Annotated in this window: 21 protein-coding genes; 11 read left to right on the top strand and 10 right to left on the bottom strand. The window is 71.2% G+C overall.

Going from position 1 to position 21,882, the window contains the following annotated elements; genetic code table 11:
- Positions 1-22: 22 nt before the first annotated feature.
- From glpR to galU, 6 genes are all read right to left on the bottom strand, one after another.
- Entirely contained in the window at positions 23-1,210 is a 1,188-nt protein-coding gene (glpR, locus tag ACFT4A_RS20405; protein ID WP_382832126.1) for a gephyrin-like molybdotransferase receptor GlpR, read from the bottom strand.
- Positions 1,211-1,382: 172 nt separating this feature from the next.
- Complete coding sequence (locus tag ACFT4A_RS20400) at positions 1,383-2,003, bottom strand: GNAT family N-acetyltransferase (RefSeq protein ID WP_382832325.1); 621 nt, start codon at positions 2,001-2,003, stop codon at positions 1,383-1,385.
- 23 nt (positions 2,004-2,026) lie between these two features.
- The gene (locus ACFT4A_RS20395) at positions 2,027-2,527 is read right to left on the bottom strand and encodes a molybdenum cofactor biosynthesis protein B (protein ID WP_382832124.1); all 501 of its coding nucleotides are present in this window, start codon (positions 2,525-2,527) and stop codon (positions 2,027-2,029) included.
- Entirely contained in the window at positions 2,524-3,018 is a 495-nt protein-coding gene (gene moaC, locus ACFT4A_RS20390; RefSeq protein ID WP_193479936.1) for a cyclic pyranopterin monophosphate synthase MoaC, read from the bottom strand. Before moaC ends, ACFT4A_RS20395 begins: the two co-directional genes overlap by 4 nt.
- A 62-nt stretch (positions 3,019-3,080) precedes the next feature.
- On the bottom strand, positions 3,081-4,418 hold the full coding sequence (gene glp / locus ACFT4A_RS20385) for a gephyrin-like molybdotransferase Glp (RefSeq protein WP_382832122.1): 1,338 nt from the start codon (positions 4,416-4,418) through the stop codon (positions 3,081-3,083).
- A 4-nt stretch (positions 4,419-4,422) separates the two neighbouring features.
- Positions 4,423-5,325, bottom strand: coding sequence for a UTP--glucose-1-phosphate uridylyltransferase GalU (gene galU, locus ACFT4A_RS20380; protein WP_382832121.1), 903 nt, complete (start codon positions 5,323-5,325; stop codon positions 4,423-4,425).
- 93 nt (positions 5,326-5,418) lie between these two features.
- Between galU and ACFT4A_RS20375 the strand changes: the two genes are divergently transcribed.
- Positions 5,419-6,048: a 5-formyltetrahydrofolate cyclo-ligase gene (locus ACFT4A_RS20375; protein WP_382832119.1), complete on the top strand. Its 630-nt coding sequence runs from the start codon at positions 5,419-5,421 to the stop codon at positions 6,046-6,048.
- Positions 6,049-6,116: 68 nt separating this feature from the next.
- On the opposite strand, the gene ACFT4A_RS20370 is transcribed toward ACFT4A_RS20375, so the two are convergent.
- Complete coding sequence (locus ACFT4A_RS20370; RefSeq protein ID WP_382832117.1) at positions 6,117-8,909, bottom strand: penicillin acylase family protein; 2,793 nt, start codon at positions 8,907-8,909, stop codon at positions 6,117-6,119.
- Positions 8,910-9,147: 238 nt separating this feature from the next.
- On the opposite strand from ACFT4A_RS20370, the gene ACFT4A_RS20365 reads away from it, so the two are divergent.
- The 6 genes from ACFT4A_RS20365 (at position 9,148) to mscL (ending at position 15,026) form a co-directional block, all read left to right on the top strand.
- Positions 9,148-10,677: a potassium/proton antiporter gene (locus ACFT4A_RS20365; protein ID WP_382832115.1), complete on the top strand. Its 1,530-nt coding sequence runs from the start codon at positions 9,148-9,150 to the stop codon at positions 10,675-10,677.
- 250 nt (positions 10,678-10,927) lie between these two features.
- Positions 10,928-12,238: an MFS transporter gene (locus ACFT4A_RS20360; protein WP_382832114.1), complete on the top strand. Its 1,311-nt coding sequence runs from the start codon at positions 10,928-10,930 to the stop codon at positions 12,236-12,238.
- A gap of 67 nt (positions 12,239-12,305) precedes the next feature.
- Positions 12,306-12,647, top strand: coding sequence for an FmdB family zinc ribbon protein (locus ACFT4A_RS20355; RefSeq protein ID WP_382832112.1), 342 nt, complete (start codon positions 12,306-12,308; stop codon positions 12,645-12,647).
- A gap of 78 nt (positions 12,648-12,725) precedes the next feature.
- Complete coding sequence (locus tag ACFT4A_RS20350) at positions 12,726-13,613, top strand: S-methyl-5'-thioadenosine phosphorylase (RefSeq protein ID WP_382832111.1); 888 nt, start codon at positions 12,726-12,728, stop codon at positions 13,611-13,613.
- Between the two features lie 270 nt (positions 13,614-13,883).
- Positions 13,884-14,438 carry a hypothetical protein gene (locus tag ACFT4A_RS20345; RefSeq protein ID WP_382832323.1) on the top strand — a complete coding sequence of 185 codons (555 nt, stop codon included), beginning with the start codon at positions 13,884-13,886 and terminating at the stop codon, positions 14,436-14,438.
- A gap of 123 nt (positions 14,439-14,561) precedes the next feature.
- Positions 14,562-15,026: a large conductance mechanosensitive channel protein MscL gene (gene mscL / locus ACFT4A_RS20340; RefSeq protein ID WP_382832109.1), complete on the top strand. Its 465-nt coding sequence runs from the start codon at positions 14,562-14,564 to the stop codon at positions 15,024-15,026.
- A gap of 7 nt (positions 15,027-15,033) precedes the next feature.
- Here mscL and ACFT4A_RS20335 read toward each other — a convergent pair whose 3' ends face one another.
- Entirely contained in the window at positions 15,034-15,213 is a 180-nt protein-coding gene (locus ACFT4A_RS20335; protein ID WP_382832108.1) for a hypothetical protein, read from the bottom strand.
- 56 nt (positions 15,214-15,269) lie between these two features.
- On the opposite strand from ACFT4A_RS20335, the gene ACFT4A_RS20330 reads away from it, so the two are divergent.
- The 4 genes from ACFT4A_RS20330 to ACFT4A_RS20315 all read left to right on the top strand — a co-directional run bounded on the left by ACFT4A_RS20330 (position 15,270) and on the right by ACFT4A_RS20315 (position 19,908).
- The gene (locus ACFT4A_RS20330; RefSeq protein WP_382832107.1) at positions 15,270-16,499 is read left to right on the top strand and encodes a low temperature requirement protein A; all 1,230 of its coding nucleotides are present in this window, start codon (positions 15,270-15,272) and stop codon (positions 16,497-16,499) included.
- A 58-nt stretch (positions 16,500-16,557) separates the two neighbouring features.
- On the top strand, positions 16,558-17,598 hold the full coding sequence (locus ACFT4A_RS20325) for a P1 family peptidase (protein ID WP_382832106.1): 1,041 nt from the start codon (positions 16,558-16,560) through the stop codon (positions 17,596-17,598).
- 166 nt (positions 17,599-17,764) lie between these two features.
- Positions 17,765-18,982 (top strand): Ig-like domain-containing protein, encoded by a 1,218-nt coding sequence (locus ACFT4A_RS20320; protein WP_382832104.1) that lies wholly within the window; start codon positions 17,765-17,767, stop codon positions 18,980-18,982.
- Positions 18,983-19,161: 179 nt separating this feature from the next.
- Positions 19,162-19,908: a DUF6227 family protein gene (locus ACFT4A_RS20315; RefSeq protein ID WP_382832102.1), complete on the top strand. Its 747-nt coding sequence runs from the start codon at positions 19,162-19,164 to the stop codon at positions 19,906-19,908.
- 17 nt (positions 19,909-19,925) lie between these two features.
- Here ACFT4A_RS20315 and ACFT4A_RS20310 read toward each other — a convergent pair whose 3' ends face one another.
- Both ACFT4A_RS20310 and ACFT4A_RS20305 read right to left on the bottom strand, forming a co-directional pair.
- Positions 19,926-20,087, bottom strand: a complete 162-nt coding sequence (locus ACFT4A_RS20310; protein WP_382832100.1) for a hypothetical protein — start codon at positions 20,085-20,087, stop codon at positions 19,926-19,928.
- A 117-nt stretch (positions 20,088-20,204) separates the two neighbouring features.
- A partial coding sequence (locus tag ACFT4A_RS20305) for a PTS fructose transporter subunit IIC (RefSeq protein WP_382832098.1) occupies positions 20,205-21,882 on the bottom strand: 1,678 nt, incomplete at its 5' end.

Genomic DNA, 21,882 nt, shown 5'->3' with positions numbered 1-21,882 from the left:
CGGTCACCTGCGGGTTCGGGGGCTACTCGTTGGCGGCCCGGGGCCGGTCCCCGTCCTCGTACTGGTCGAACAGCGGCGTGCGGCCGCGCTCCCGGGCCCGCCGTGCGGAGGCCGCGCGGCGGGCGTCGGTGCGCCCGTCGTCGTCGCCCCGCTCCTCGGGGTGGGGCTCCGGTTCGCCGGGGAGGTCGGCGTCGCCCTCCAGGTCCGGGGTGACGGAGCTCGACCGTGCCGAGCTCCAGGTGTCGGGGGCCCCGAGATCCACGTCACTGGTGGCCCGGGGGGCGACCGGTGCGGTGACGTAGGTCGGCAGGGGCACCGGCACCGGGTCCCAGCTGTCGCCCTGCCCGGGGCGCCGCTGCCGCTCACGCTGCTGGTCGACCCATTCGGCGTGGTCGGTCTGCTCGACGAGTGCGCGCCGGTCGGCCGCGAGGGCGGACAGGCCGGGGTCGGTCACCGGCTCGGGTCCGTCCTCCGGTTCGTCGGACTCCTCGTCGGCGACGCGCCGGCCGGGCTGGCGCTGCCGCTCCCGCAGCCGCTGGGCCGCGATCTCGGCCCGGCGGCGGTCCATCTGGTAAGTGAAGCGGCGGCGCTCCTGGGTGCGCAGGTACGCGATGTACACGCTGAGCATGACCGCGGGCACGCCGGGCGCCCACAGGAACGCGAGCCCTCCGACCGCGGCGACGATCGCGCCGAGGGTGAAGGCGAGGAACAGCATGGTGGTGGTGCGCCGACGGCGCGCGAGCACCTTCGAGCGCCGGGCCCGCGCTGCGGCCGCCTGGGCCTGGGGTGACGGGCGGCGACGGGCGGCGGGCACACGGCCCTCCCCGCGGGCCGCGGACGCCGCGTTCGACGCGGGTGCCGGACGGGCCGGCTGCGCCGCTCGCGCCGGCTGCTCCGGGGCGGGCGACGGTACGGGTGCCTGGGTCTGCGGACGCGTTTTGGACACGGCGAAGGCCCGGACGTCCACCGAGTCGGTGACGGCATCCGGATCGTCGGCGCCCTGCTCCCCCTCCTCGGTGGAGCGCGCCCGCAGGTCCTTGGCGTACCGGCGCTCCATCCCCGCCCGGCCGGAAAGCAGCCGGATGGCGGTGCTGAAGCGTTCCGTCGGACGGGCCTCGTTCAGCTCGTCCTGCCTACGGAGCCACATCGGCACCAAGTAGGCGGCCCAGGCCCCGACAATGACTGCGTAGATGAGGCCGCTGCTGCTCACGTCTCACACCGTAGAGGGGTTTGCGTGAGGCCATCTGCCAATTGAGCCGGTGTGTCGCACGATCTGGCTGATATTTCGAACTTTTTTTGTGACCGATGCGATCAGCAGACCGCCCAGGCCGGGAATTCATTGCCCTGAGACGGTCACTGGCCGATCATTTTCGAACACATATTCAATTTCCGGGGCGGTGCCGGATTCCCGGATTACTCTGCGATCGTGCCCGGTGCCAGCGGCGCAGCAACCCGTCCGGCACCTCTTCCGCCGTGAGCGCGAACACGAGGTGGTCGCGCCAGCCCCCGTCGATGTGGAGATAACGGGGCCTGAGCCCCTCCTCGCGGAATCCGAGTTTCTCCACGACCCGGCGGCTGGGCCCGTTCTCGGGGCGAATGCAGACCTCGATGCGGTGCAGTCCGACGGTGCGGAAACAGTGGTCCACGACGAGCGCCACCGCCGTCGGCATCACCCCGCGCCCGGCCACCGACTCGTCCACCCAGTAGCCGATGTGCCCCGAGCACATCGAGCCCCAGGTGATCCCGGCGACCGTCAACTGCCCCACCAGCCGCCCCTGGTACTCGATGACGAAGGGCAGCATCCGGCCCGCGTTCGCCTCCGACCTCAGGTGCCGCACCATCTGGCGGAAGGTCGGGCGGTGCGCGAGCGGCCCGCCGGGCGCGGGCGGCGGGATGGTGGCCTCCCAGGGGCGCAGCCAGTCGCGGTTGCGCCGGTTGACCTCGCGCCATGCCCGCTGGTCGCGCAGCTTTATCGGCCGGAGGACGATGTCGCCGTCCACCAGCTCGACGGGCCAGGATGCGCTGTTCAGCTCGCACCCCCCGTGCCGGGTCTGGGGTGGTCGCCGCCCCGGAGCTGCTCGACGGCGTGGACCAGCAGCGGCTCCAGGACGGCAAGTCCGTCCTTCACACCACCGCTGGACCCGGGCAGATTGACGATCAGCGTCGCGCCGGCCACTCCGGCCAGGCCCCGGGAGAGCGCCGCGGTCGGCACCTTCTCCCGGCCGAACGCCCGGATGGCCTCGGCGATGCCCGGCACCTCGTGGTCGATCACCCGGCGGGTCGCCTCGGGGGTGCGGTCGGTGGGCGAGATGCCGGTGCCGCCGGTGGTGACGATGACGTCGTAGCCGGTTTCGACACCGGCGCGCAGGGCCGCCTCCACGGGGTCGCCGTCGGGGACGACCTGCGGTCCGTCGACCTCGAAGCCGAAGCCCTTCAGACCTGCTGAGATCAGCGGGCCGCCCTTGTCCTCGTAGATCCCGGCGGCGGCCCGGTTGGAGGCGGTGACGACGAGAGCGCGATACGTCATGCCCGGCTCCAGTCGCCCGACTTACCGCCCGTCTTCTCTTCCACCCGTACGTCCGTGATGACCGCTCCCTTGTCGACCGCCTTGACCATGTCGATCACGGTGAGCGCGGCGACGGAGACCGCGGTGAGGGCCTCCATCTCGACCCCCGTGCGGTCCGTGGTCTTCACGGTGGCCAGGATCTCCACGGCGTCGTCCGCGACCGACAGGTCCAGTTTCACACCGGATACCGACAAGGGGTGGCAGAGCGGGATCAGGTCGGGGGTGCGTTTGGCGCCCATGATTCCGGCGATCCGCGCGGTCGCGAGGGCGTCGCCCTTGGGGACGCCCTCGCCGCGCAGCAGTTCGATCACGCGGGGCGAGACGAGCACGCGTCCGCTGGCTCGGGCGGTGCGCGCGGTCACGTCCTTCTCCGAGACGTCGACCATGCGGGCGGCGCCGGCGTCGTCGATGTGCGTCAGTCGGTCCTGCGTAGGGGGATCCTGCGTGCTCATGCTGTGTGGCGCTCCCGGTCCGGGCCTGCTGTGCGCGACACGGTACCCCCAACCAGCGGCTCTCAGCCGAGCAGGACCACCTCGACCTCGGCGCCGGGCTCGACGGACTCGGTGTCCTCGGGGACGACGATCAGGGCGTCCGCGTGGGCGAGCGCCGCGACGAGATGGGATCCGGCGCCGCCGACCGGGGTGGCCCGTCCGTCGGCGCAGGTGGCCCGCAGGAACTGGCGGCGGCCCTTCGGCGAGGTCAGCGCCTTGTCGGCGGCCAGGGTGGCCCGGGTCGTCGCCCGGTGGACGTCCGGCAGGCCCATGAGGGCGCGGATCGCGGGGCGGACGAAGAGTTCGAAGGAGACGTACGACGACACCGGGTTGCCGGGCAGGGCCAGCAGCGGGGTGTGGTCGGGGCCGATGGAGCCGAAGCCCTGGGGCTTGCCGGGCTGCATGGCGAGCTTGCGGAACTCGATGCCGCTGCCCGCCTCGTCCTCGTCACCCACATGGGAGAGGGCTTCCTTGACGACGTCGTACGCCCCGACGCTGACACCGCCCGTGGTGACCATCAGGTCGGCGCGGACCAACTGGTCCTCGATGGTGGAGCGCAGGGTCTCGGCGTCGTCGGCGACGGCGCCCACGCGGTAGGCGATGGCGCCGGCGTCGCGGGCGGCGGCGGTGAGGGCGAAGCTGTTGGAGTCGTAGATCTGACCGGTGCGCAGCCTCTCGTCGGGCTGGACGAGTTCGCTGCCGGTGGAGAGCACCACCACGCGCGGGCGCGGGCGGACGCGTACGGTGCCGCGGCCGATCGCGGCGAGCAGGCCGATCTGGGGCGGGCCGAGGATCGTGCCGGCCCGCAGGGCGCGGTCGCCGGCCTTCACATCGCTGCCCTGCGCGCGCACATGCGCGCGTGCCTCGGCCGGGCGGTACACCTGCACATGGCCCGAGGCGCCCTCGGGGCCGAGGCTGCGGGCGCGCATGCCGTGCACCGGGCCCTCGCCGAGCCCGCCGTCGGTCCACTCCACGGGCACGACGGTCTCGGCGCCGGGCGGCAGCGGGGCGCCGGTCATGATGCGGGCCGCCTGGCCGGGGCCCACATGGACCGGCTCGGCCTGGCCCGCCGCCACGTCCCCGACGACCTCCAGGGCCGCCGGGAACTCCTCGCTCACGCCCGCCACGTCCGCGACCCGTACCGCGTAGCCGTCCATGGAGCTGTTGTCGAACGGCGGCAGGGACACCGGCACCGTGATGTCCTCGACCAGGACGCAGCCCTGCGCGTCGAGCAGCTGCAGCTCGATGGGTTCCAGGGGGCGGACGGTGGTGAGGATGTCCTCCAGGTGCTCGTCCACCGACCAGAGGTGGTCGGGGCCCGAGTGGTCCTGGACCGGGGTGCGGGGCGCGGCGCTGCTCAACGTGTTACATCTCCTCGGCTACGTAACTGCGAAGCCAGGTCCGGAAGTCCGGGCCCAGGTCTTCACGTTCGCATGCGAGTCGGACAATGGCACGCAGGTAGTCGCCGCGGTCGCCGGTGTCATAGCGGCGGCCCTTGAAGACGACGCCGTGCACCGGGCCGCCGATCTTCTCGTCGGCCGCGAGCTGCTGGAGGGCGTCCGTGAGCTGGATCTCACCGCCGCGGCCCGGCTCGGTCCGGCGCAGTATGTCGAAGATGTGCGGGTCGAGGACATAGCGGCCGATGACCGCGTAGTTCGACGGGGCGTCGGACGGGTCGGGCTTCTCGACGAGACCGCCGACCCTGACGACGTCACTGTCCTCGGTGGTCTCCACGGCGGCGCAGCCGTAGAGGTGGATCTGCTCGGGGGCGACCTCCATGAGCGCGATGACGCTGCCGCCGTGCTGCTCCTGGACCTCGACCATGCGCTGGAGCAGGGGGTCGCGGGGGTCGATGAGGTCGTCACCGAGGAGGACGGCGAAGGGCTCCTCGCCGACGTGCGGGGCGGCGCACAGGACGGCGTGGCCGAGGCCCTTGGGGTCGCCCTGGCGGACGTAGTGCATGGTCGCGAGGTCGCTGGACTCCTGGACCTTGGCGAGGCGGCCGGCGTCGCCCTTCTTCTGAAGCGCCGACTCCAGTTCGTAGTTGCGGTCGAAGTGGTCCTCGAGGGGGCGCTTGTTGCGGCCCGTCACCATGAGGACGTCGTCGAGACCCGCGCCGACGGCCTCCTCGACCACGTACTGGATCGCCGGCTTGTCGACGACCGGCAGCATCTCCTTGGGAGTGGCTTTGGTGGCCGGCAGGAACCGGGTGCCGAGGCCTGCTGCGGGAATGACAGCCTTGCTGATCCGAGGGTGTGCCTGAGTCATGTCCGCCACCATATCCGGTGCCTTTGGGCGGAATCTGCGGCTCCGGTTCATGGACGCTCATATGAGCGTATTAGCACGATACGGGAGCAACCATTGAGTCACATCGGGCGTCCGGGCGAGCCTGACAAGCGGAGTTTGCGGCGAGGGCTCCTCTCGGTGAGGAACAGGTTGACGGCGGATGACCTGCGGGAAACCTCGGCCGCACTGGCCGCGCGGGCGCTGGAACTGCCGGAGTTGGCGCGGGCCGGCACGGTCGCGGCGTACGTCTCCGTGGGGAGTGAACCGGGGACCCTCGCGCTCCTGGACACGCTGCGCGCCCGGGGCGTGCGCGTCCTTCTTCCGGCCCTGCTGGCCGACAACGATCTGGACTGGGGCGTCTACGAAGACGAGGGCTCGCTCGCGCGTGTCCGGCACGGCGGCGGCCGGATGGAGCTCTTCGAGCCCTCCGGCGAGCGCCTCGGACCGGACGCCGTGACCGGTGCCGACGCGGTGCTGCTTCCGGGGCTCGCGGTCGACACGCGCGGGATGCGGCTCGGGCGTGGCGGCGGCTCGTACGACCGTGTCCTGGCGCGGCTGGAACGGGCGGACGCCCGGCCGTCCCTGGTGGTGCTGTTGTACGACTCCGAGGTGATCGAGCGGGTCCCGGAGGAGGCGCACGACCGGCCGGTGCACGCGGTGGTGACTCCCTCGGGGGTGCGGCGGTTCAGCCGGCCCGCCGACTGATACCGGCGACGAGAACGGCCCTCCACGCGTGCGTGGAGGGCCGTTCTCGTGGTGCGGGCGTCAGCGGCTCACGGCTTGAGCACCAGCTTGTCGGTCGCGCTGTCCTCGACCGCCTTGTCCGAGTAGGACCACGGCAGCAGTTCGCCCTCGGCCCACTTGTCCGTCTGGTCGACGTAGTGGGCGCTGTAGGCGTGCCCGGACGCGCCGGAGAGGTTGATCCACTTCGACTTGTCGAGGTCGCCGAGGTTCACGACCATCCGCATGGACGGCACCCAGACGACGCTGTAGCCGCCGGCGGCGTTCCAGCCGGTCGCGTTGACCGTCGCCTCGCCGCCGCCGAGCTCCCACGGGCCGCGGTTGAGGGCGAACTGGACGAAACCGGGGCCCTCGCTGCCGAGGGTCTGGTTGTCCAGGAACAGGCGGTGCAGCCGGCCCCAGCTCCAGCTGTCGATGTCCTTGCCGAGCTTGGCGGTCAGCTCCCAGCGGGCGTCGATCATGGCCCGCCTGAACAGCTGGTCACGGTTGACGGCCTCGGGACGGGTGCCCGCCTCGGGCGTCTTCCACCAGTCGCTCTTGGGCTGCTCCATCAGCTTGCGGACCACCTCGAACCAGCGGTCGCCGCCGTCGGGCTGCGCCTGGTCGGGGTCCCGCTGGCCGCACTCGCGGGCCTCCTCGGTCTCGTCGGCGGGCCCGGTGATGTTGACCGGCTTGACCCACAGGCACTGGCCCTTGGGCCGCAGCTCCTTGGGCAGCTTGTTGCCGAAGGCGAGCTTGAGGATGTTGCGCCAGACCGCGTTGAAGTAGGCCGCGGCGGCCGAGTCGGCGTCCTGGGTGTAGTCCCAGCCCTCGAGGAGCTTCTGCGCCTCGCGGACGTCCTTGTTCTCGGGGTCGATCTTCAGCAGCGTGGGCACCAGCAGCCGGGCGATCTCGCTGCTGTTGTCGAGCTGCATCTGGCGCATGTCGTCCGTGGAGACCTTGCCGCCGTTCTTGATCTTCGACTGGATCAGATCGCTGATCCGCTGGCTGCGCGTGCCGTAGCCCCAGTCCGTGGTGAGCGTGTAGGGGTACTTGTCCGGGTCGATCACGGCCTGGTTGGCGGTGACGATGTAGCCCCGCTTCGGGTTGTACTCGTACGGCAGAGCGTCCTGGTCGATGTAGCCGGTCCAGCGGTACTTGGGGTCCCAGCCGGGCGCGGGGATCGAGCCGTCGTCGCCCTCCGCGCGCTCGGGGATCCTCCCCGGGAGGGTGTAGCCGATGTTGTCCTGGGTGTCCGCGTAGATCAGGTTCTGCGAGGGCACCTCGAACTGCGCGGCGGCCTTGCGGAAGCCGTTCCAGTCCTTCGCCTTGTCCATGGCGAAGACGGCGTCCATGGTGGTGCCGGGCTGCAGCGCGGTCCAGCGCAGGGCGACACCGTAACCGTCGCCTCTGTCGGGCGCGGCGGTGTTGACGCCGGCCTTCTTGCCGACCTTCACCAGCTCTTCGTCGCGGTCCGACAGCAGGGGCCCGTTGTCGGTCTCGCGGACGACGATCTTCTTGGACTCGCCGCCGGCGACCTTGATGGTCTCCTCGCGCGTCTGGAAAGGCTTGATCTTGCCGTCGTACTGGTAGCCGTTGCCGGTGATCTTCTCCAGGTAGAGGTCCGTGACGTCGACGCCGGAGTTGGTCATGCCCCAGGCGATGTCCTGGTTGTGACCGATTATCACGCCGGGCATACCCGCGAAGGTGTAGCCGCTGACGTCGTACTGGCACGCGCTGGAGACGCTGCGGCAGTGCAGGCCCATCTGGTACCAGACGGACGGCAGCGAGGGCGACAGGTGCGGGTCGTTGGCCAGCAGCGGCTTGCCGGTGATGGTGTGCTCACCGGAGACGACCCAGGAGTTGGATCCGATGCCGTCGCCGTTCACACCGACCGCCGGCGGGAGGTCGTCCAGGACCTTGGTGAGGCCGGTGAGCTGGCTCTGGAGACCCTCCGTACCGGAGCCGGCGGAGCTGCCGGCGGCGGTGCCCCCGGTGCCGACGGAGGAGCCGGTGCCTGTGGAGCCGCCGGACGTGCCGGACGTGCCGCTCGTGCCGCCCTGTTCGAACGTGCCGGTCAGCTCGCTGTACTGGCCCTCCTGGACGATCGCCTTGTTGCGGCCGGACGGGTACTCCGGGTACAGGTCGGCGATCTGCTTCGGGCCGAGGCGGCTGGTCAGCAGGGCGCGGTCGGTCTCGTCCTGCATGTTGCCGCGCAGGTCCCAGGCCATCGCCTTCAGCCAGGAGACCGAGTCGACCGGGCTCCAGTTCTGCGGCTTGTAGTCATTCGTGAAGCCGAGCGCCGCGTACTCCAGGGAGATGTCCTTGCCGTCCTTGCCCTGGAGGTAGGAGTTGACCCCCTTGGAGTACGCCTGGAGGTACTTCTTCGTGGAGGCCGACAGCTTGGTGTCGTACTCCTTCTTGGCGACGCGGTCCCAGCCGAGCGTGCGCAGGAACTCGTCGTTGTCGACCTGGCTCTTGCCGAACATCTCCGACAGCCGCCCTGAGGCCATGTGGCGGCGTACGTCCATCTCGTAGAACCGGTCCTGCGCCTGGACGTAGCCCTGCGCCATGAACAGGTCCGCGTCGGACGAGGCATAGATCTGCGGAATGCCGTAGTTGTCGCGTTTGACCTCGACGGGCCCCGAGAGGCCCTTGAGCGTGAGGGTTCCCTTGGTCTGCGGGAAGGAGGCCCGGACGGTGCTGACGGACCAGTACCCCCCGAAGGCGACGCCCCCGATGAGGGCCAGCACCAGGACAAGCAGGACCAGTCGGGCTTTGCGCCCCTTTCTCCTGCCGGACTTGCCGGGCTGCTGACCCGTGGAGGCGGTGGTGTTGGGGGGCATCGCTGTCCTTGCTGTCCTAACGCGAGCGGCAGGTTCGGCTGTGCTTTTAACTGAGCGCTGGAGCAACGATAGGCGCAGGGTCTCGCGCCCCTTGACGCGGAGTCGGGAACCAGCACGGACGAATGTTCGATCTTGCCCTCGGAAGTGTCAAGAAATCGTCAAGAGTTAGGTAAGGTAACGAAGTAGTTGGCGCGGTGCGCCACAGCTTCATGTGCGATGTACGAGAGCCCACGCGCGTGTGCGTGCGGGCCAGGGAAGGATTCGGCCGCTGACTGTTCACCACCTCAACCAGCTCTTGCTCGTCTGCTCGCTCGTCCTGCTCGTCGCCGTCGCAGCGGTACGGATCTCCTCGCGCAGCGGGCTCCCCAGCCTGCTCGTCTACCTGGGCATAGGCGTCGCCATGGGCCAGGACGGCGTGGGCGACATCCACTTCGACAACGCCGAACTGACCCAGGTCATCGGATACGCGGCCCTGGTCGTGATCCTGGCCGAGGGCGGTCTCGGCACGAAGTGGAAGGAGATCAAGCCGGCCCTGCCGGCCGCCACGGCACTGGCGCTGGCCGGTGTCGCGGTGAGCGTCGGGATCACGGCGTCGGCCGCGCACTACCTGATCGGTCTCGAGTGGCGGCAGGCGCTCATCATCGGGGCGGTCGTCTCCTCGACCGACGCGGCGGCCGTCTTCTCCGTGCTGCGCAAACTGCCCCTGCCCGCGCGCGTGACGGGCACGCTGGAGGCGGAGTCCGGCTTCAACGACGCGCCCGTGGTCATCCTCGTGGTCTCCCTGTCCACGGCGGGCCCGGTCGAGCACTGGTACGTCCTGCTGGGCGTGATCCTGCTGGAGCTGGCCATCGGCGCGGCCATCGGGCTCGCGGTGGGCTGGCTGGGCTCCTGGGGGCTGCGGCACGTGGCCCTGCCCGCCTCCGGCCTCTACCCGATCGCCGTCATGGCGATCGCGACGGTGGCGTACGCGGCGGGCGCGCTGGCCCACGGCAGCGGGTTCCTCGCGGTGTACCTCGCGTCGATGGTGATGGGCAACGCGCGGCTGCCGCACTGGCCGGCCACGCGCGGCTTCGCCGACGGGCTCGGCTGGATGGCCCAGATCGGCATGTTCGTCCTGCTCGGCCTGCTGGTCAGTCCGCACGAGCTGGGCGACGACATCGTGCCCGCGCTCGCCATCGGGCTGGTGCTGACCATGGTGGCGCGTCCGCTGAGCGTGGTGTTCTGCCTGACGCCGTTCCGGGTGCCGTGGCGCGAGCAGGCCCTGATGTCCTGGGCGGGACTGCGCGGGGCCGTGCCCATCATTCTGGCGACCATCCCCATGGTGGAGGGCGTCGACGCCAGCCGCCGGATCTTCAACATCGTCTTCGTCCTGGTCGTCGTCTACACCCTGGTCCAGGGCCCGACGCTGCCGTGGCTGGGCCGCAAGCTGCGTCTGGGCGACGGTTCGGAGGCCGCCGACCTCGGCATCGAGTCGGCCCCGCTGGAGCGGCTGCGCGGGCATCTGCTGTCCGTGGCGATCCCCGAGGGGTCGAAGATGCACGGCGTGGAGGTGGGCGAGCTGCGGCTGCCGCCCGGCGCGGCCGTGACGCTCGTCGTGCGCGCGAACGAATCGTTCGTTCCGCTCCCCACGACCGTGCTGCAACGCGGGGACGAGCTCCTCGTCGTGGCCACGGATCCGGTCCGGGACGCGACCGAGAAGCGGCTGCGGGCGGTGGGCCACGGCGGCAAGCTGGCCGGATGGCTGGGGACGGACGGGGCGGGTCGTTGAGGCTCGGTGCCTGCACTCGGTGCTTGTACTCGGTGCTTGTACTCAGTGCCTGTACTCGGTGCCTGTACGATGAACGTCTGACCCAAGATCGAACCAACTCTGTCTGACGCAGAGCTGGCGCGACCGTATGGCGGTCGGGACGTCCCCCCTCAGCGGGCCCCGGCATCTACCGCAGTTCCGCGCAAGAGGACAGCTCTCGGCGCCGCCCGCCCGCCGGGCCGTGCTACCAGGCGGCAGAAAGGCACGGGCCGTGGCATCCACGGTCACCTCGAAGAAGTCGAAGAACTCGAGGACCTCGAAGAAATCGACGGCTTCCGCCCGCCCCGGATACGGTCGGCTGCTGCGCACCCGCGGCGCCTGGACGTTCCTGCTCCCCGGTTTCGCGGCACGCCAGCCGTTCGCGATGCTGACGATCTCCATCGTGCTGCTGGTGCAGCACACCACCGGCTCCTACGGAGCGGCGGGCGCCGCCGCGGCCGTCACCGGTGTCTCCATGGCCCTGTTCGCGCCCTACAGCGGCCGCCTCGCCGACCGCCACGGACAGCGCGTCGTGCTGATCCCCGGGGTGCTGCTGCACGCGGTCTCCGGCCTGACGCTGACGGCGCTCGCGCTGCTGGACGCCCCGCTGTGGGCGGTGTTCGCGGCGGCCGTCCCGACCGGCGCCTCGGTGCCGCAGGTCGGGCCCATGGTGCGGGCCCGCTGGGGCGTGAAGCTCAAGGACTCGCCCCTGATGACCACCGCGGCGGCCTTCGAGTCCGTCACGGACGAACTGACCTTCGTCGTCGGACCGCTGCTGGCCACCGCGCTGTGCACGGCGATCGACCCGGCCGCCGGACTGGTCACCGAGGCCTCGCTGACACTGATCGGCGGTCTGCTGTTCGCCGCGCAGAAGAGCACCCAGCCCTCCGTCGAGGACGGCGGGCACGCGCGCGTGGAGCACGCTTCCGCGCTGCGCGTCCCCGGTGTGCGCGTGCTGATCGTGACCTTCCTGGGCATCGGCGCCGTCTTCGGCGGCATGCAGGTCTCGCTGGCCGCGTTCACCGAGTCGATCGGCGAACCGGGCCTGAACGGTGTCCTCTACGGCGTCTTCGCGGCGGGCAACATGATCTCCGGCCTCGTCTGCGGCGCGATCGCCTGGAAGGCGGCCCCGCAGCGGCGCCTGGTCATCGGCTACACGGCACTCGCCCTCACCGCCTCGGGCCTGTGGGCCGCCCACTCGGTACCGGTCCTGGCCGGCCTCGGCCTGCTGGTCGGCATGTGCATCGCGCCCGCCCTGATCACCGGCTACACCCTGGTCGACGGCCTGGTCCCGGCCGGTGCCCGTACCGAGGCCTTCACCTGGCTGACCGGCGCGGTGGCACTCGGCCAGGCGGCGGCCGTCAGCATCGCCGGGCAGCTGGAGGACCGCCTGTGGGGCGGTGCCGGTTTCCTGGTGCCCATGGGCGGCACCGTGCTCGCCCTGGCGACCCTCCTGGCCCTGCGTTCCCGGCTGGCGGGGCGTGCCCACGGGCGGACGGTCGCACGTGGCGTGGGTCACCGCGTGCCGGTGGCAGTGGACTGAGCGGCTGGAATACGTCACTATGGACCGTCGTTAGCACTCATCGAGTGAGAGTGCCAGGAGGAAGACAGTGCCGACCTACCAGTACCAGTGCACCGAGTGCGGCGAGGGCCTCGAGGCGGTGCAGAAGTTCACCGACGACGCCCTCACCGAGTGCCCGAACTGCGCGGGCCGCCTGAAGAAGGTGTTCTCGGCGGTCGGCATCGTCTTCAAGGGCTCCGGCTTCTACCGGAACGACAGCCGCGGCTCCTCGTCGAGCAGCTCCCCGGCGAAGTCGTCGAGCTCCTCATCGTCCTCCGACTCCGGTTCGGGCTCCGGCTCGAGTTCCGGTTCGAGCTCTTCGTCGAGCTCGTCCTCGAGTTCCTCGTCGGGCACGGGCAGCTCCACCAGCAGCAGCACCACCGCCGCGTAAGGCCTGATTTCCACGGGACCCTGCCGCCCTTCGGGCGACGGGGTCCTCGGCGTTTCCGCGTGCGGTTAGGGTGCGGACATGGCGAACAAGGCGAACGTGGCGGGCTCGACGGACGTGGCGGGCCCGGTGGACGGGCAGGGCGCCGGGATCGGCGTCATCGGCGGCTCCGGGTTCTACTCCTTCCTCGACGACGTGACCGAGGTCCAGGTCGACACCCCGTACGGGCCGCCCAGCGACTCCCTCTTCCTCGGTGACATCGCCGGCCGGCGGGTCGCCTTCCTGCCGCGGCACGGGCGGGGCCACCATCTGCCGCCGCACCGGATCAACTACCGGGCCAACCTGTGGGCCCTGCGCTCGGTCGGCGTGCGCCAGGTGCTCGCCCCGTGCGCCGTGGGCGGACTGCGTCCCGAGTACGGGCCGGGCACGCTGCTGGTGCCGGACCAGCTGGTCGACCGCACGAAGTCCCGCGCGAACACGTACTTCGACGGAGAGCCGCTGCCCGACGGGTCGGTGCCGAACGTGGTGCACGTGTCGCTGGCCGACCCCTACTGCTCCGCCGGGCGGGCCGTGGCGCTGAAGGCGGCGCGCGGCCGGGACTGGGAGCCGGTGGACGGCGGCACGCTGGTCGTGGTCGAGGGGCCGCGCTTCTCGACCCGTGCCGAATCGTTGTGGCACCAGGCGCAGGGCTGGTCGGTGGTGGGGATGACCGGGCATCCCGAGGCGGCCCTCGCCCGTGAGCTGGAGCTCTGCTACACGTCCCTGACCCTGGTCACCGACCTCGACGCGGGTGCCGAGAGCGGGGAGGGCGTCTCGCACGACGAGGTGCTGCGGGTGTTCGCGGCGAACGTGGGGCGGTTGCGGGGGGTGCTGTTCGACGCGGTGGCCGGGTTGCCGGGGGAGGACGAGCGGGACTGTCTGTGTGGCGGGGCGTTGGGTGGGATGGATCCGGGGTTCGTGTTGCCGTAGCTGGTGGGCGTCTGGTGGTGCGCGTCTGGTGGCGGGCCGTGGTGGTGGGGCGGCGGAACTCGCCGTTCGGGTGAGGGAGTTGTCCACAGGCCGGGGTAGGTCCACAGGCCCGAGCGGGCGGCGGCGGGAAGCCTCATCGTGGGGAGCGCAAGCCGGTCCTCGTCGCAGGTGGTGGTTCCCGTGTCCCTCGCTCCGCTCACGTCCGCTCTTTTCGGCGGCTCCCCCGTCGCCGCACTCCCGCCCGGCCCCGAGGTGCCCGCGACGCGTGAGGTGCCGCGCTTCGATCCCGTGCGGGTGCGCGGGGGCCGGTACCGGTCGGGCCGGCTCGGGCGGCACCGGCGGCGGGCCCTGGCCGTCGGGCTCGCGGTCACCGCGACCGCGCTGGTGGCGGCGGGACCGCGTGACGGTGACGGGGCCCGTGGTCAGCCCCGGGCCCAGTCCCCCGCGCACACGGCCTCGGTGTCCGGGGAGCGGTCCGGGCGGACGCGTGATGCCGCGGGGGCGGGTGCGGCGGTGGCGGGAGCGGGTGCGGGTGCGGGTGCGGGTGCGACGGGCCCGGTGACGGCCCCGATCCGGATCGCCGACGCGGCGACGGTACGGCTGCTGCGGCCGGGCGACCGGGTCGACGTCATCGCCGCCGAGGGGACGGTGTCGGGCGGCGACGCCCGTGTCGTCGCGCGCGGGGCCAGGGTGACGAAGGTGCCGGAGCCCCTGGAGGGCGCGACCGACGGCGGGGCACTGGTCGTCCTCTCGGTGCCGCGTGCCACCGCCGCCCGGCTCGCCGGGGCGAGCGCGACGGCACGGTTGGCGGTGACCCTGTGGTGATGCTGTGCACGATCTGGTCAAGGCCCTCGTTCGAGGGACCCAGGTGCTCGATTCGGCCCAAGCGTGACGTAGGTTGCGGAGCGTTTTGTTCCATAAGCTGCTCGTGCGAGGAAAGGCCCCGAGGTGAGCGAGAAGAAGGAACCGAGCCTCTGGGAGGGCTTCAAGGCCTTCCTGATGCGCGGGAACGTCGTCGATCTGGCCGTGGCGGTGGTGATCGGCGCCGCGTTCACGAACATCGTCAACGCCGTGGTGAAGGGGATCGTCAACCCGGTCGTCGGAGCCATCGGGACCAAGAACCTCGACCACTACAGCTCATGCCTGAGCTCGACGTGCCAGGGCGAGGAAGGCATCCAGATCCTGTGGGGTTCCGTTCTCGGCGCCGCCATGAGCTTCGTGATCACCGCGGCGGTCGTCTACTTCTTGATGGTCCTGCCCATGGCGAAGTACCTGGCCCGGCAGGAGGCCCGCCGCAAGGCGAAGGAAGGCACACAGGAGGTCATCGAGGTGACCGAGCTGGAGGTGCTGAAGGAGATCCGGGACACGCTGGTCGCACAGCGTGGTGCGGGGCACGACCAGCAGGAGCGGTAGCGCCGGCTCAGATGTGGTGGGGCGGCTTCTCGTCGAGGAAGCGCTTGAGGTCGGCCGCGCCACCGCCCGAGTCGGTGCGCTCGCCCCAGCCGCGGTCCGTGTCGTCGGAGGACTGCTGGTCGAGCGGGTCGTCGAAGACCAGCGCCGGCTTCGGCGCGGGCGGCTGGGGATCGGGGGCGCTGCTCATGCGTCCAGGGTACGGTCGCGGAGAAAATCCCCGCGCCTTCTGTTGTGCTGGGAATCATGACGCCCAGCCCCACTCCCCCGCCCGTCCCCTCCGGCCCGCCCGCCGACCGGGGACCGCTGCGCAGGCTCAGGGCCCGCGGACGCGACGAGGCGCACCGGACGGCCTCGCCGCTGGAGCTCTTCTTCGACCTGTGCTTCGTCGTGGCCGTCGCCCAGGCGGGCATCCAGCTGGTGCACTCCGTCGCCGAGGGCCATGCCGGCGAGGGGATCCTCGACTACGCGATGATCTTCTTCGCGGTGTGGTGGGCCTGGATGAACTTCTCGTGGTTCGCCTCGGCGTACGACAACGACGACGTGCTGTACCGGGTCGTCACGCTGGTGCAGATCGCGGGTGTGCTGGTCCTCGCGGCGGGGGTCTCACAGGCGTTCGAGGACCACGACTACCTCGTGGTCTGGCTGGGCTACGTGATCATGCGGCTGGCCCTGGCGTCGCAGTGGCTGCGGGCGGCCCGTGCCGCCGAGGGCGCGGAGCGTACGACGGCCCTGCGCTACGCCGGCGGGGTGCTGCTCTGCCAGGTCGGCTGGCTGGGGCTGCTGCTCCTGCCCGAGGGCGCCCGGCCCTGGTGGTTCCTGGTGATGGCGCTGCTGGAGATGTGCGTGCCGCTCTTCGCGGAGCGGGGCCGTCCCACGTCCTGGCATCCCCGCCATATCGCGGAGCGCTACGGGCTGTTCACCATCATCGTGCTCGGCGAGACGATCGCCGCGGCCACGATCGCCGTGAAGTCCGGTATCGACGAGAACGACGCGCTGGGCGAGCTCCTCCCCATCGCGTCGGGCGGGCTGCTGATCATCTTCGCCGCGTGGTGGATCTACTTCGTGGTCCCGATCCACGGCCATCTGCGCTCCAACCGGCAGGCGTTCCTGTGGGGCTACGGCCACTACGTGGTCTTCGCCTCGGCGGCCGCGATCGGGGCCGGGCTGGAGGTGGCGGTGGAGCAGACGGTCGGCGAGGCGCACATCTCCCTGCTGGCGGCGTCGGCCGCCGTGACCCTGCCGACGGCCCTGTATCTGCTGACCGTGTGGGCCCTGCACTCGCGTCACTTCAAGGCGGGCATCGCCCAGCAGCTGGTGCTGCCGACGACGGCACTGCTGGTGATCTGCTGCACGTTCCTGGGTGACTGGGCGGTGCTCACGGCGGGCGTGGTCTGCGTGCTGTCGGTGGTGGCGGGAGAGACTCTGGCCGCGCGCCCGGCGAGGGCCCGGCAGTCGTCGAGCCCGGCCGGCTGAGCGCGCCGTCCGGCCCGGTGCACCCGCGAGGGCCGACGACTGGACAACACTGGGCGCCATGACAGTTGACGCTCTGGTGGACGCTCTGACGGATGTCTCCGGCCTGCGTGTGGGGCACGCGACCCGCGCCGGCGACGGCTGGCTCACCGGCACCACGGTCGTGCTCGCCCCGGAGGGCGGGGCCGTGGCCGCCGTGGACGTGCGGGGCGGTGGCCCCGGCACCAAGGAGACGGACGCGCTCGACCCGCGCAACGTGGTGCGGAAGGTCGAGGCGATCGTGCTGACCGGCGGCAGCGCCTACGGGCTGGACGCGGCCTCGGGGGTGATGGCCTGGCTGGAGGAACGGGGGCGCGGGATCCGGGTCGGGGCGGATCCGGCGCATGTCGTGCCGGTGGTGCCCGCCGCCTGTGTCTTCGATCTGGGGCGGGGCGGCGACTTCCGGGCCCGGCCGGACGCGGCCACCGGCCGTGCCGCGGTCGAGGCGGCGGCGGCGAGCGGGCCCGGCGCGCGGGTGGCCCAGGGGTGCGTGGGCGCAGGTACGGGGGCGGTGACCGGGGTGGTGAAGGGCGGTATCGGCAGCGCGAGCACGGTGCTCGGCTCGGGGGTCACGGTGGCCGCGCTGGTGGTGGCCAACGCGGCGGGTTCGACGGTGGATCCGGAAACGGGGGTGCTGTACGGGGAGTTGTTCCAGGGACGGGTGGAGTATCCGGAGACGGAGGTCCATGAGGCCGCACGGCGGCGCCTCGCCGAGACGGCCGCGAGGAGCGCGCCTCCGCCGCTCAACACCACGCTCGCGGTGGTCGCCACGGACGCGGATCTGTCGAAGGCACAGGCGCAGAAGCTGGCCGGCACGGCGCACGACGGCATCGCCCGCGCGGTGCGGCCGGTACACCTGCTCAACGACGGGGACACGGTGTTCACGCTGGCGACGGGAGAGCGCGCCCTGGACGCCGCGGACCCGCTCGCCCTCAACGAGGTCCTCGCGGCGGGCGCCGATGTGGTGACCCGGGCGATCGTGGGGGCGGTGCGCGCCGCCGAGTCGGTCGACGGCCCGGGCGGGGCGTGGCCGTCGTACGGGGAGTTGTACGCGGGCCGTTGAGCGGCCGGGCACCGCACAGCGGCTCCACAGCGGTGCCGGACATTGTCCCGGCAATGTAACGGTGATGTCGTTCCTGGCGGTCGGACGGAACCCGAACGGCCGCCGGGCCCCTCTTGCTTCACGTACTGGAGCGGATCACTCACATCACACGAACTGGGAGCAGCCCGTGACAACGCCGGACATTGCCGCGCGGCGCACACTGGGGGCCTGTGCCGCCCTGATGGTCGGCGCCCTGACGCTCACCGCCTGCGGTGGCAGCGCCACCGCCAAGGACGACGAGAAGGGCGGCAAGGGCACGGGCAACACGTCCGTCGCGAAGATAGCCATCTCGGCGAAGGACGGCTCCACGGGCGCGTCCATCAACTCGACCGGTGTGAAGGTCAGCGACGGGAAGCTGACCGAGGTGAAGATGACGCTGGCGGGCGACGGTGAGGCCGTGCCGGGCTCGATCTCCTCCGACGGCAAGGCGTGGAAGCCGAAGGAGCAGCTGGAGCGCGGCACGAAGTACCAGATATCCGCGACCGCGAAGGACTCGGACGGCCGGACGGCCGCCGCCAACTCGATCTTCACGACGGTGTCGTCGTCGAACAGCTTCATCGGGACGTACACGCCGGACGACGGCACCACGGTCGGTGCGGGCATGCCGGTGTCGTTCACCTTCGACAAGGCCATCACCGAGCGGAAGGCCGTGCAGTCGCGGATCACGGTCACCTCCAGCAGCGGGCAGAAGGTGGTCGGGCACTGGTTCAACGGGCAGCGGCTCGACTTCCGGCCCGAGGAGTACTGGAAGGCCGGCTCCAAGGTGACGATGAAGATCGACCTGGACGGGGTCGAGGGCGCGAACGGCGTCTACGGCGTGCAGAAGAAGACGGTCACCTTCACCGTCGGGCGCTCGCAGGTCTCCACGGTCGACGTCAACACGCAGACCATGACGGTGGTCCGGGACGGCAAGACCATCAAGACGATCCCGATCTCGGCGGGCAGCCCGGAGCACACCACGTACAACGGGCAGATGGTGATCTCGGAGAAGTTCACGCAGACCCGTATGAACAGCCGGACGGTCGGTCTCGGCGGTGAGTACGACATCCCGGACGTGCCGCACGCGATGCGCCTGACGACGTCCGGCACGTTCATCCACGGCAACTACTGGTACAACAAGGGCAACCCACCCTTCGGGCGCCAGGGCACCAGCCACGGCTGCGTCGGCCTCGCGGACGTCCAGGGCGCCGGGGGCAGCACGCCCGCCAAGTGGTTCTACGACAACTCCCTCATCGGGGACGTGGTGATCGTGAAGAACTCCCCCGACAAGACGGTGTCGCCGGACAACGGGCTCAACGGCTGGAACATGGACTGGAGCCAGTGGGTCGCGGGCAGCGAGTCGTGAGCGACTGAACAGCCGCCCCAACTGGGGTTTTTGACGGACCGACCGGGCCGCGCGGGAACCATTCGCGCGGCCCGCGCGTTTTCCCGGACGTACGTTTTCTCGGTTCCCGGACATGATGTCCGACCGAGGGGCTACGGTATGCACCCACAAGGTGACATGCAGCAACGCCGGGAGAAACCTTGAGCGTTCCGTACGAGACGGCAGCGTACGAACCCCACGACTCGCCCGAGTCTCCGGAGGAGCACCTCGCGCGACTCCTCGGCCGCGCCCTGAACTCCTTCGAGCTACCGGACGAGACGATCCGGCGGCTGGACTGCGCCCTGGCCCACGACGGTTCGCTGCACTCCGCGCACCACAGCGCGGGCCTGCACCGGGAGACGTACCGGCACACGTGGCTGCTCGCCGACGGTTCGGCGCTCACGCTCTGGGAGCTCGTCCACAACACCGCTCCGGGCAGCGAACCGCAGCACGAGGTCTATGTGGACGAGGAGGAGCTGCGGGCCGCGACCGCGCGTCTGCCGCTGCCGCCGGACACGCCCGACTTCGAACTGCCGGTGACGGTGCAGCTGTCACCGGTCCCCGTGCCCCGGCACGCCTATGCCAGCGACGACTCGGCGGACCACGCGCGCCGTTTACTGCGCCGGGCGGAGAACACGGACCGGCCGGGCGCGGACACGGCGGCGCTGCTGGCCACGGCGTCCGGCCACCGGATCACCCAGGCCTTCGGCCGCCCCTGCCGCGCCGGCCGGGCGGGGCTGGGCTTCTCGCTCTACGAGCACGCGTTCCTGCTGGGTGACGGCGAGGAGCTCTCCCTCTGGGAGGTCGAGCACACGGCGACGCCGGACGGGCGGCACATGTGCGAGGTGTACGTCAGCGAGGACGCGGCGCGCGAGGCGATGGAGCGGCGGGCGGCGCAGCTCTCGTAGGAGCCGTCGCGGCCTTCCTAGACGCCCCGGCCTCCGCCCAACTGGCGCACCAGCTCGGTGAAGGCGTCTCTCTCCTCCGTGGTCAGCTCCACGGACTCCGACCGGGGGCCTGTCTGCCGCTGTTGCGGGAGAGCGGGGAGTGAGTGGCCTTCGGGCCACCCGGAGAGGTGCTCAGGCATGCGTTCCAGTAGACACCACGGCCCGGGACTTCGGTCCCGGGCCGTGATTTTCGTGATCTATCTCGCAGGTGGCATGAACGGTTCACACGCCACGAAAGGGACGGACCGCTTCGGGTGTCACGCCGCCACCGGCTGCTTGGTCTCCGCCGCCGGGGCCGCGGTGCCCTCGCCGGGGGCCGCGGTGGCGCCCGGGGCCTGCTTGCGCATGCCCTTCAGGACGATCACCAGGGCGGTCGTGACACAGACGCCCGCGGCGATGGCGACCAGGTAGAGCAGCGGGTTGCCGATCAGCGGGACCACGAAGATGCCGCCGTGCGGGGCGCGCAGGGTGGCGCCGAAGGCCATCGACAGGGCACCGGTGATCGCGCCGCCCGCCATGGAGGCCGGGATGACGCGCAGCGGGTCGGCCGCGGCGAACGGGATCGCGCCCTCGGAGATGAAGGAGGCGCCGAGCACCCAGGCGGCCTTGCCGTTCTCGCGCTCGGTGGCGTTGAAGAGCTTGCCGCGCACGGTCGTGGCCAGGGCCATCGCCAGCGGGGGCACCATGCCGGCCGCCATGACCGCCGCCATGATCTTCATCGCGGAGTCGCTGGGGTCGGAGACCGCGATACCGGCCGTGGCGAAGGTGTAGGCGACCTTGTTGACGGGCCCGCCGAGGTCGAAGCACATCATCAGGCCGAGGAGGGTGCCGAGCAGGATGGCGTTGGCGCCGGACAGGCTGTTCAGCCAGTCGGTCATGCCCTTCTGCGCCTCGGCGATGGGCTTGCCGATGACGACGAACATCAGGAACCCGACGATCGCCGAGGAGATCAGCGGGATCACCACCACCGGCATGATGCCGCGCAGCGCCGCCGGGATGTTCACCTTCTGGATCGCGATGACCACGCCACCGGCGATCAGACCGGCCGCGAGGCCCCCGAGGAAACCGGCGTTGATGGTCAGTGCGATCGAGCCGCCGACGAAGCCGGGCACCAGACCGGGCCGGTCGGCCATGCCGTAGGCGATGTAGCCCGCCAGGACCGGGACGAGGAAGCCGAAGGCGACGCCACCGATCTGGAAGAGCAGGGCCGCCCAGCTGTCGGCCTGCGTCCACAGGAAGTGGTCCATCACCGACGGGGCCTTGTTGACCTTGTAGCCGCCGATCGCGAAGCCGAGGGCGATCAGCAGACCGCCCGCCGCGACGAACGGCACCATGTAACTGACGCCGGACATCAGCCACTTGCGCAGCTTGGTGCCGTAGCCCTCGCCGGAGTCGCCGGCGCGCTCGACGGGCGTGGTGCCCGGGGAGCCGGAGGTGACCTCGCCGCGCGCGGCCTTCTCCCGTACCTCGGCGATGAGTTCGGCGGGGCGGTTGATGCCCGCCTTCACACCGACGTCGACGGTCGGCTTGCCGGCGAAGCGGTCCTTCTCCCGTACGGACACGTCGTGGGCGAAGATCACGCCGTCCGCCGCCGCGATGACCTCCGGGTCGAGCCGGGTGAACCCGGCCGAGCCCTGTGTCTCGACGGTGACTTCGACGCCCGCCTCACGGCCGGCGTTCTCCAGCGACTCGGCCGCCATGTAGGTGTGGGCGATGCCGGTGGGGCAGGAGGTGACGGCGACGATGCGGAACGGGCGCTCCTCGGGGGCGCTCTCGGCCCCGGAGTCGTCGTCGGTGACCGTGGCGGGGGCGGGGGGGGGCGCGCCCCGGGGGCGCGGGCGGGGGGCCGCGGGGGGGGGGCGGGGGGTGGGGGTTGCGTGTGGGGGGGCGGGGGCCTGGGGGGCAGGTGTTGTACGAGGTGGTGCGGTGAGGGAG

The sequence above is a fragment of the Streptomyces sp. NPDC057099 genome (assembly GCF_042671245.1).
GTDB classification, from domain to species: domain Bacteria; phylum Actinomycetota; class Actinomycetes; order Streptomycetales; family Streptomycetaceae; genus Streptomyces; species Streptomyces purpurascens.
This window is presented reverse-complemented; position numbering and strand designations above follow the sequence as displayed.

Bases quoted from the DNA above. Each gene is read 5' to 3' on its own strand.
- ACFT4A_RS20395 (WP_382832124.1), bottom strand. From the start codon at position 2,527: ATGACGTATCGCGCTCTCGTCGTCACCGCCTCCAACCGGGCCGCCGCC.
- moaC (WP_193479936.1), bottom strand. From the start codon at position 3,018: ATGAGCACGCAGGATCCCCCTACGCAGGACCGACTGACGCACATCGAC.
- galU (WP_382832121.1), bottom strand. From the start codon at position 5,325: ATGACTCAGGCACACCCTCGGATCAGCAAGGCTGTCATTCCCGCAGCA.
- ACFT4A_RS20370 (WP_382832117.1), bottom strand. From the start codon at position 8,909: ATGCCCCCCAACACCACCGCCTCCACGGGTCAGCAGCCCGGCAAGTCC.
- ACFT4A_RS20350 (WP_382832111.1), top strand. From the start codon at position 12,726: ATGGCGAACAAGGCGAACGTGGCGGGCTCGACGGACGTGGCGGGCCCG.
- ACFT4A_RS20335 (WP_382832108.1), bottom strand. From the start codon at position 15,213: ATGAGCAGCGCCCCCGATCCCCAGCCGCCCGCGCCGAAGCCGGCGCTG.
- ACFT4A_RS20330 (WP_382832107.1), top strand. From the start codon at position 15,270: ATGACGCCCAGCCCCACTCCCCCGCCCGTCCCCTCCGGCCCGCCCGCC.
- ACFT4A_RS20325 (WP_382832106.1), top strand. From the start codon at position 16,558: ATGACAGTTGACGCTCTGGTGGACGCTCTGACGGATGTCTCCGGCCTG.
- ACFT4A_RS20310 (WP_382832100.1), bottom strand. From the start codon at position 20,087: ATGCCTGAGCACCTCTCCGGGTGGCCCGAAGGCCACTCACTCCCCGCT.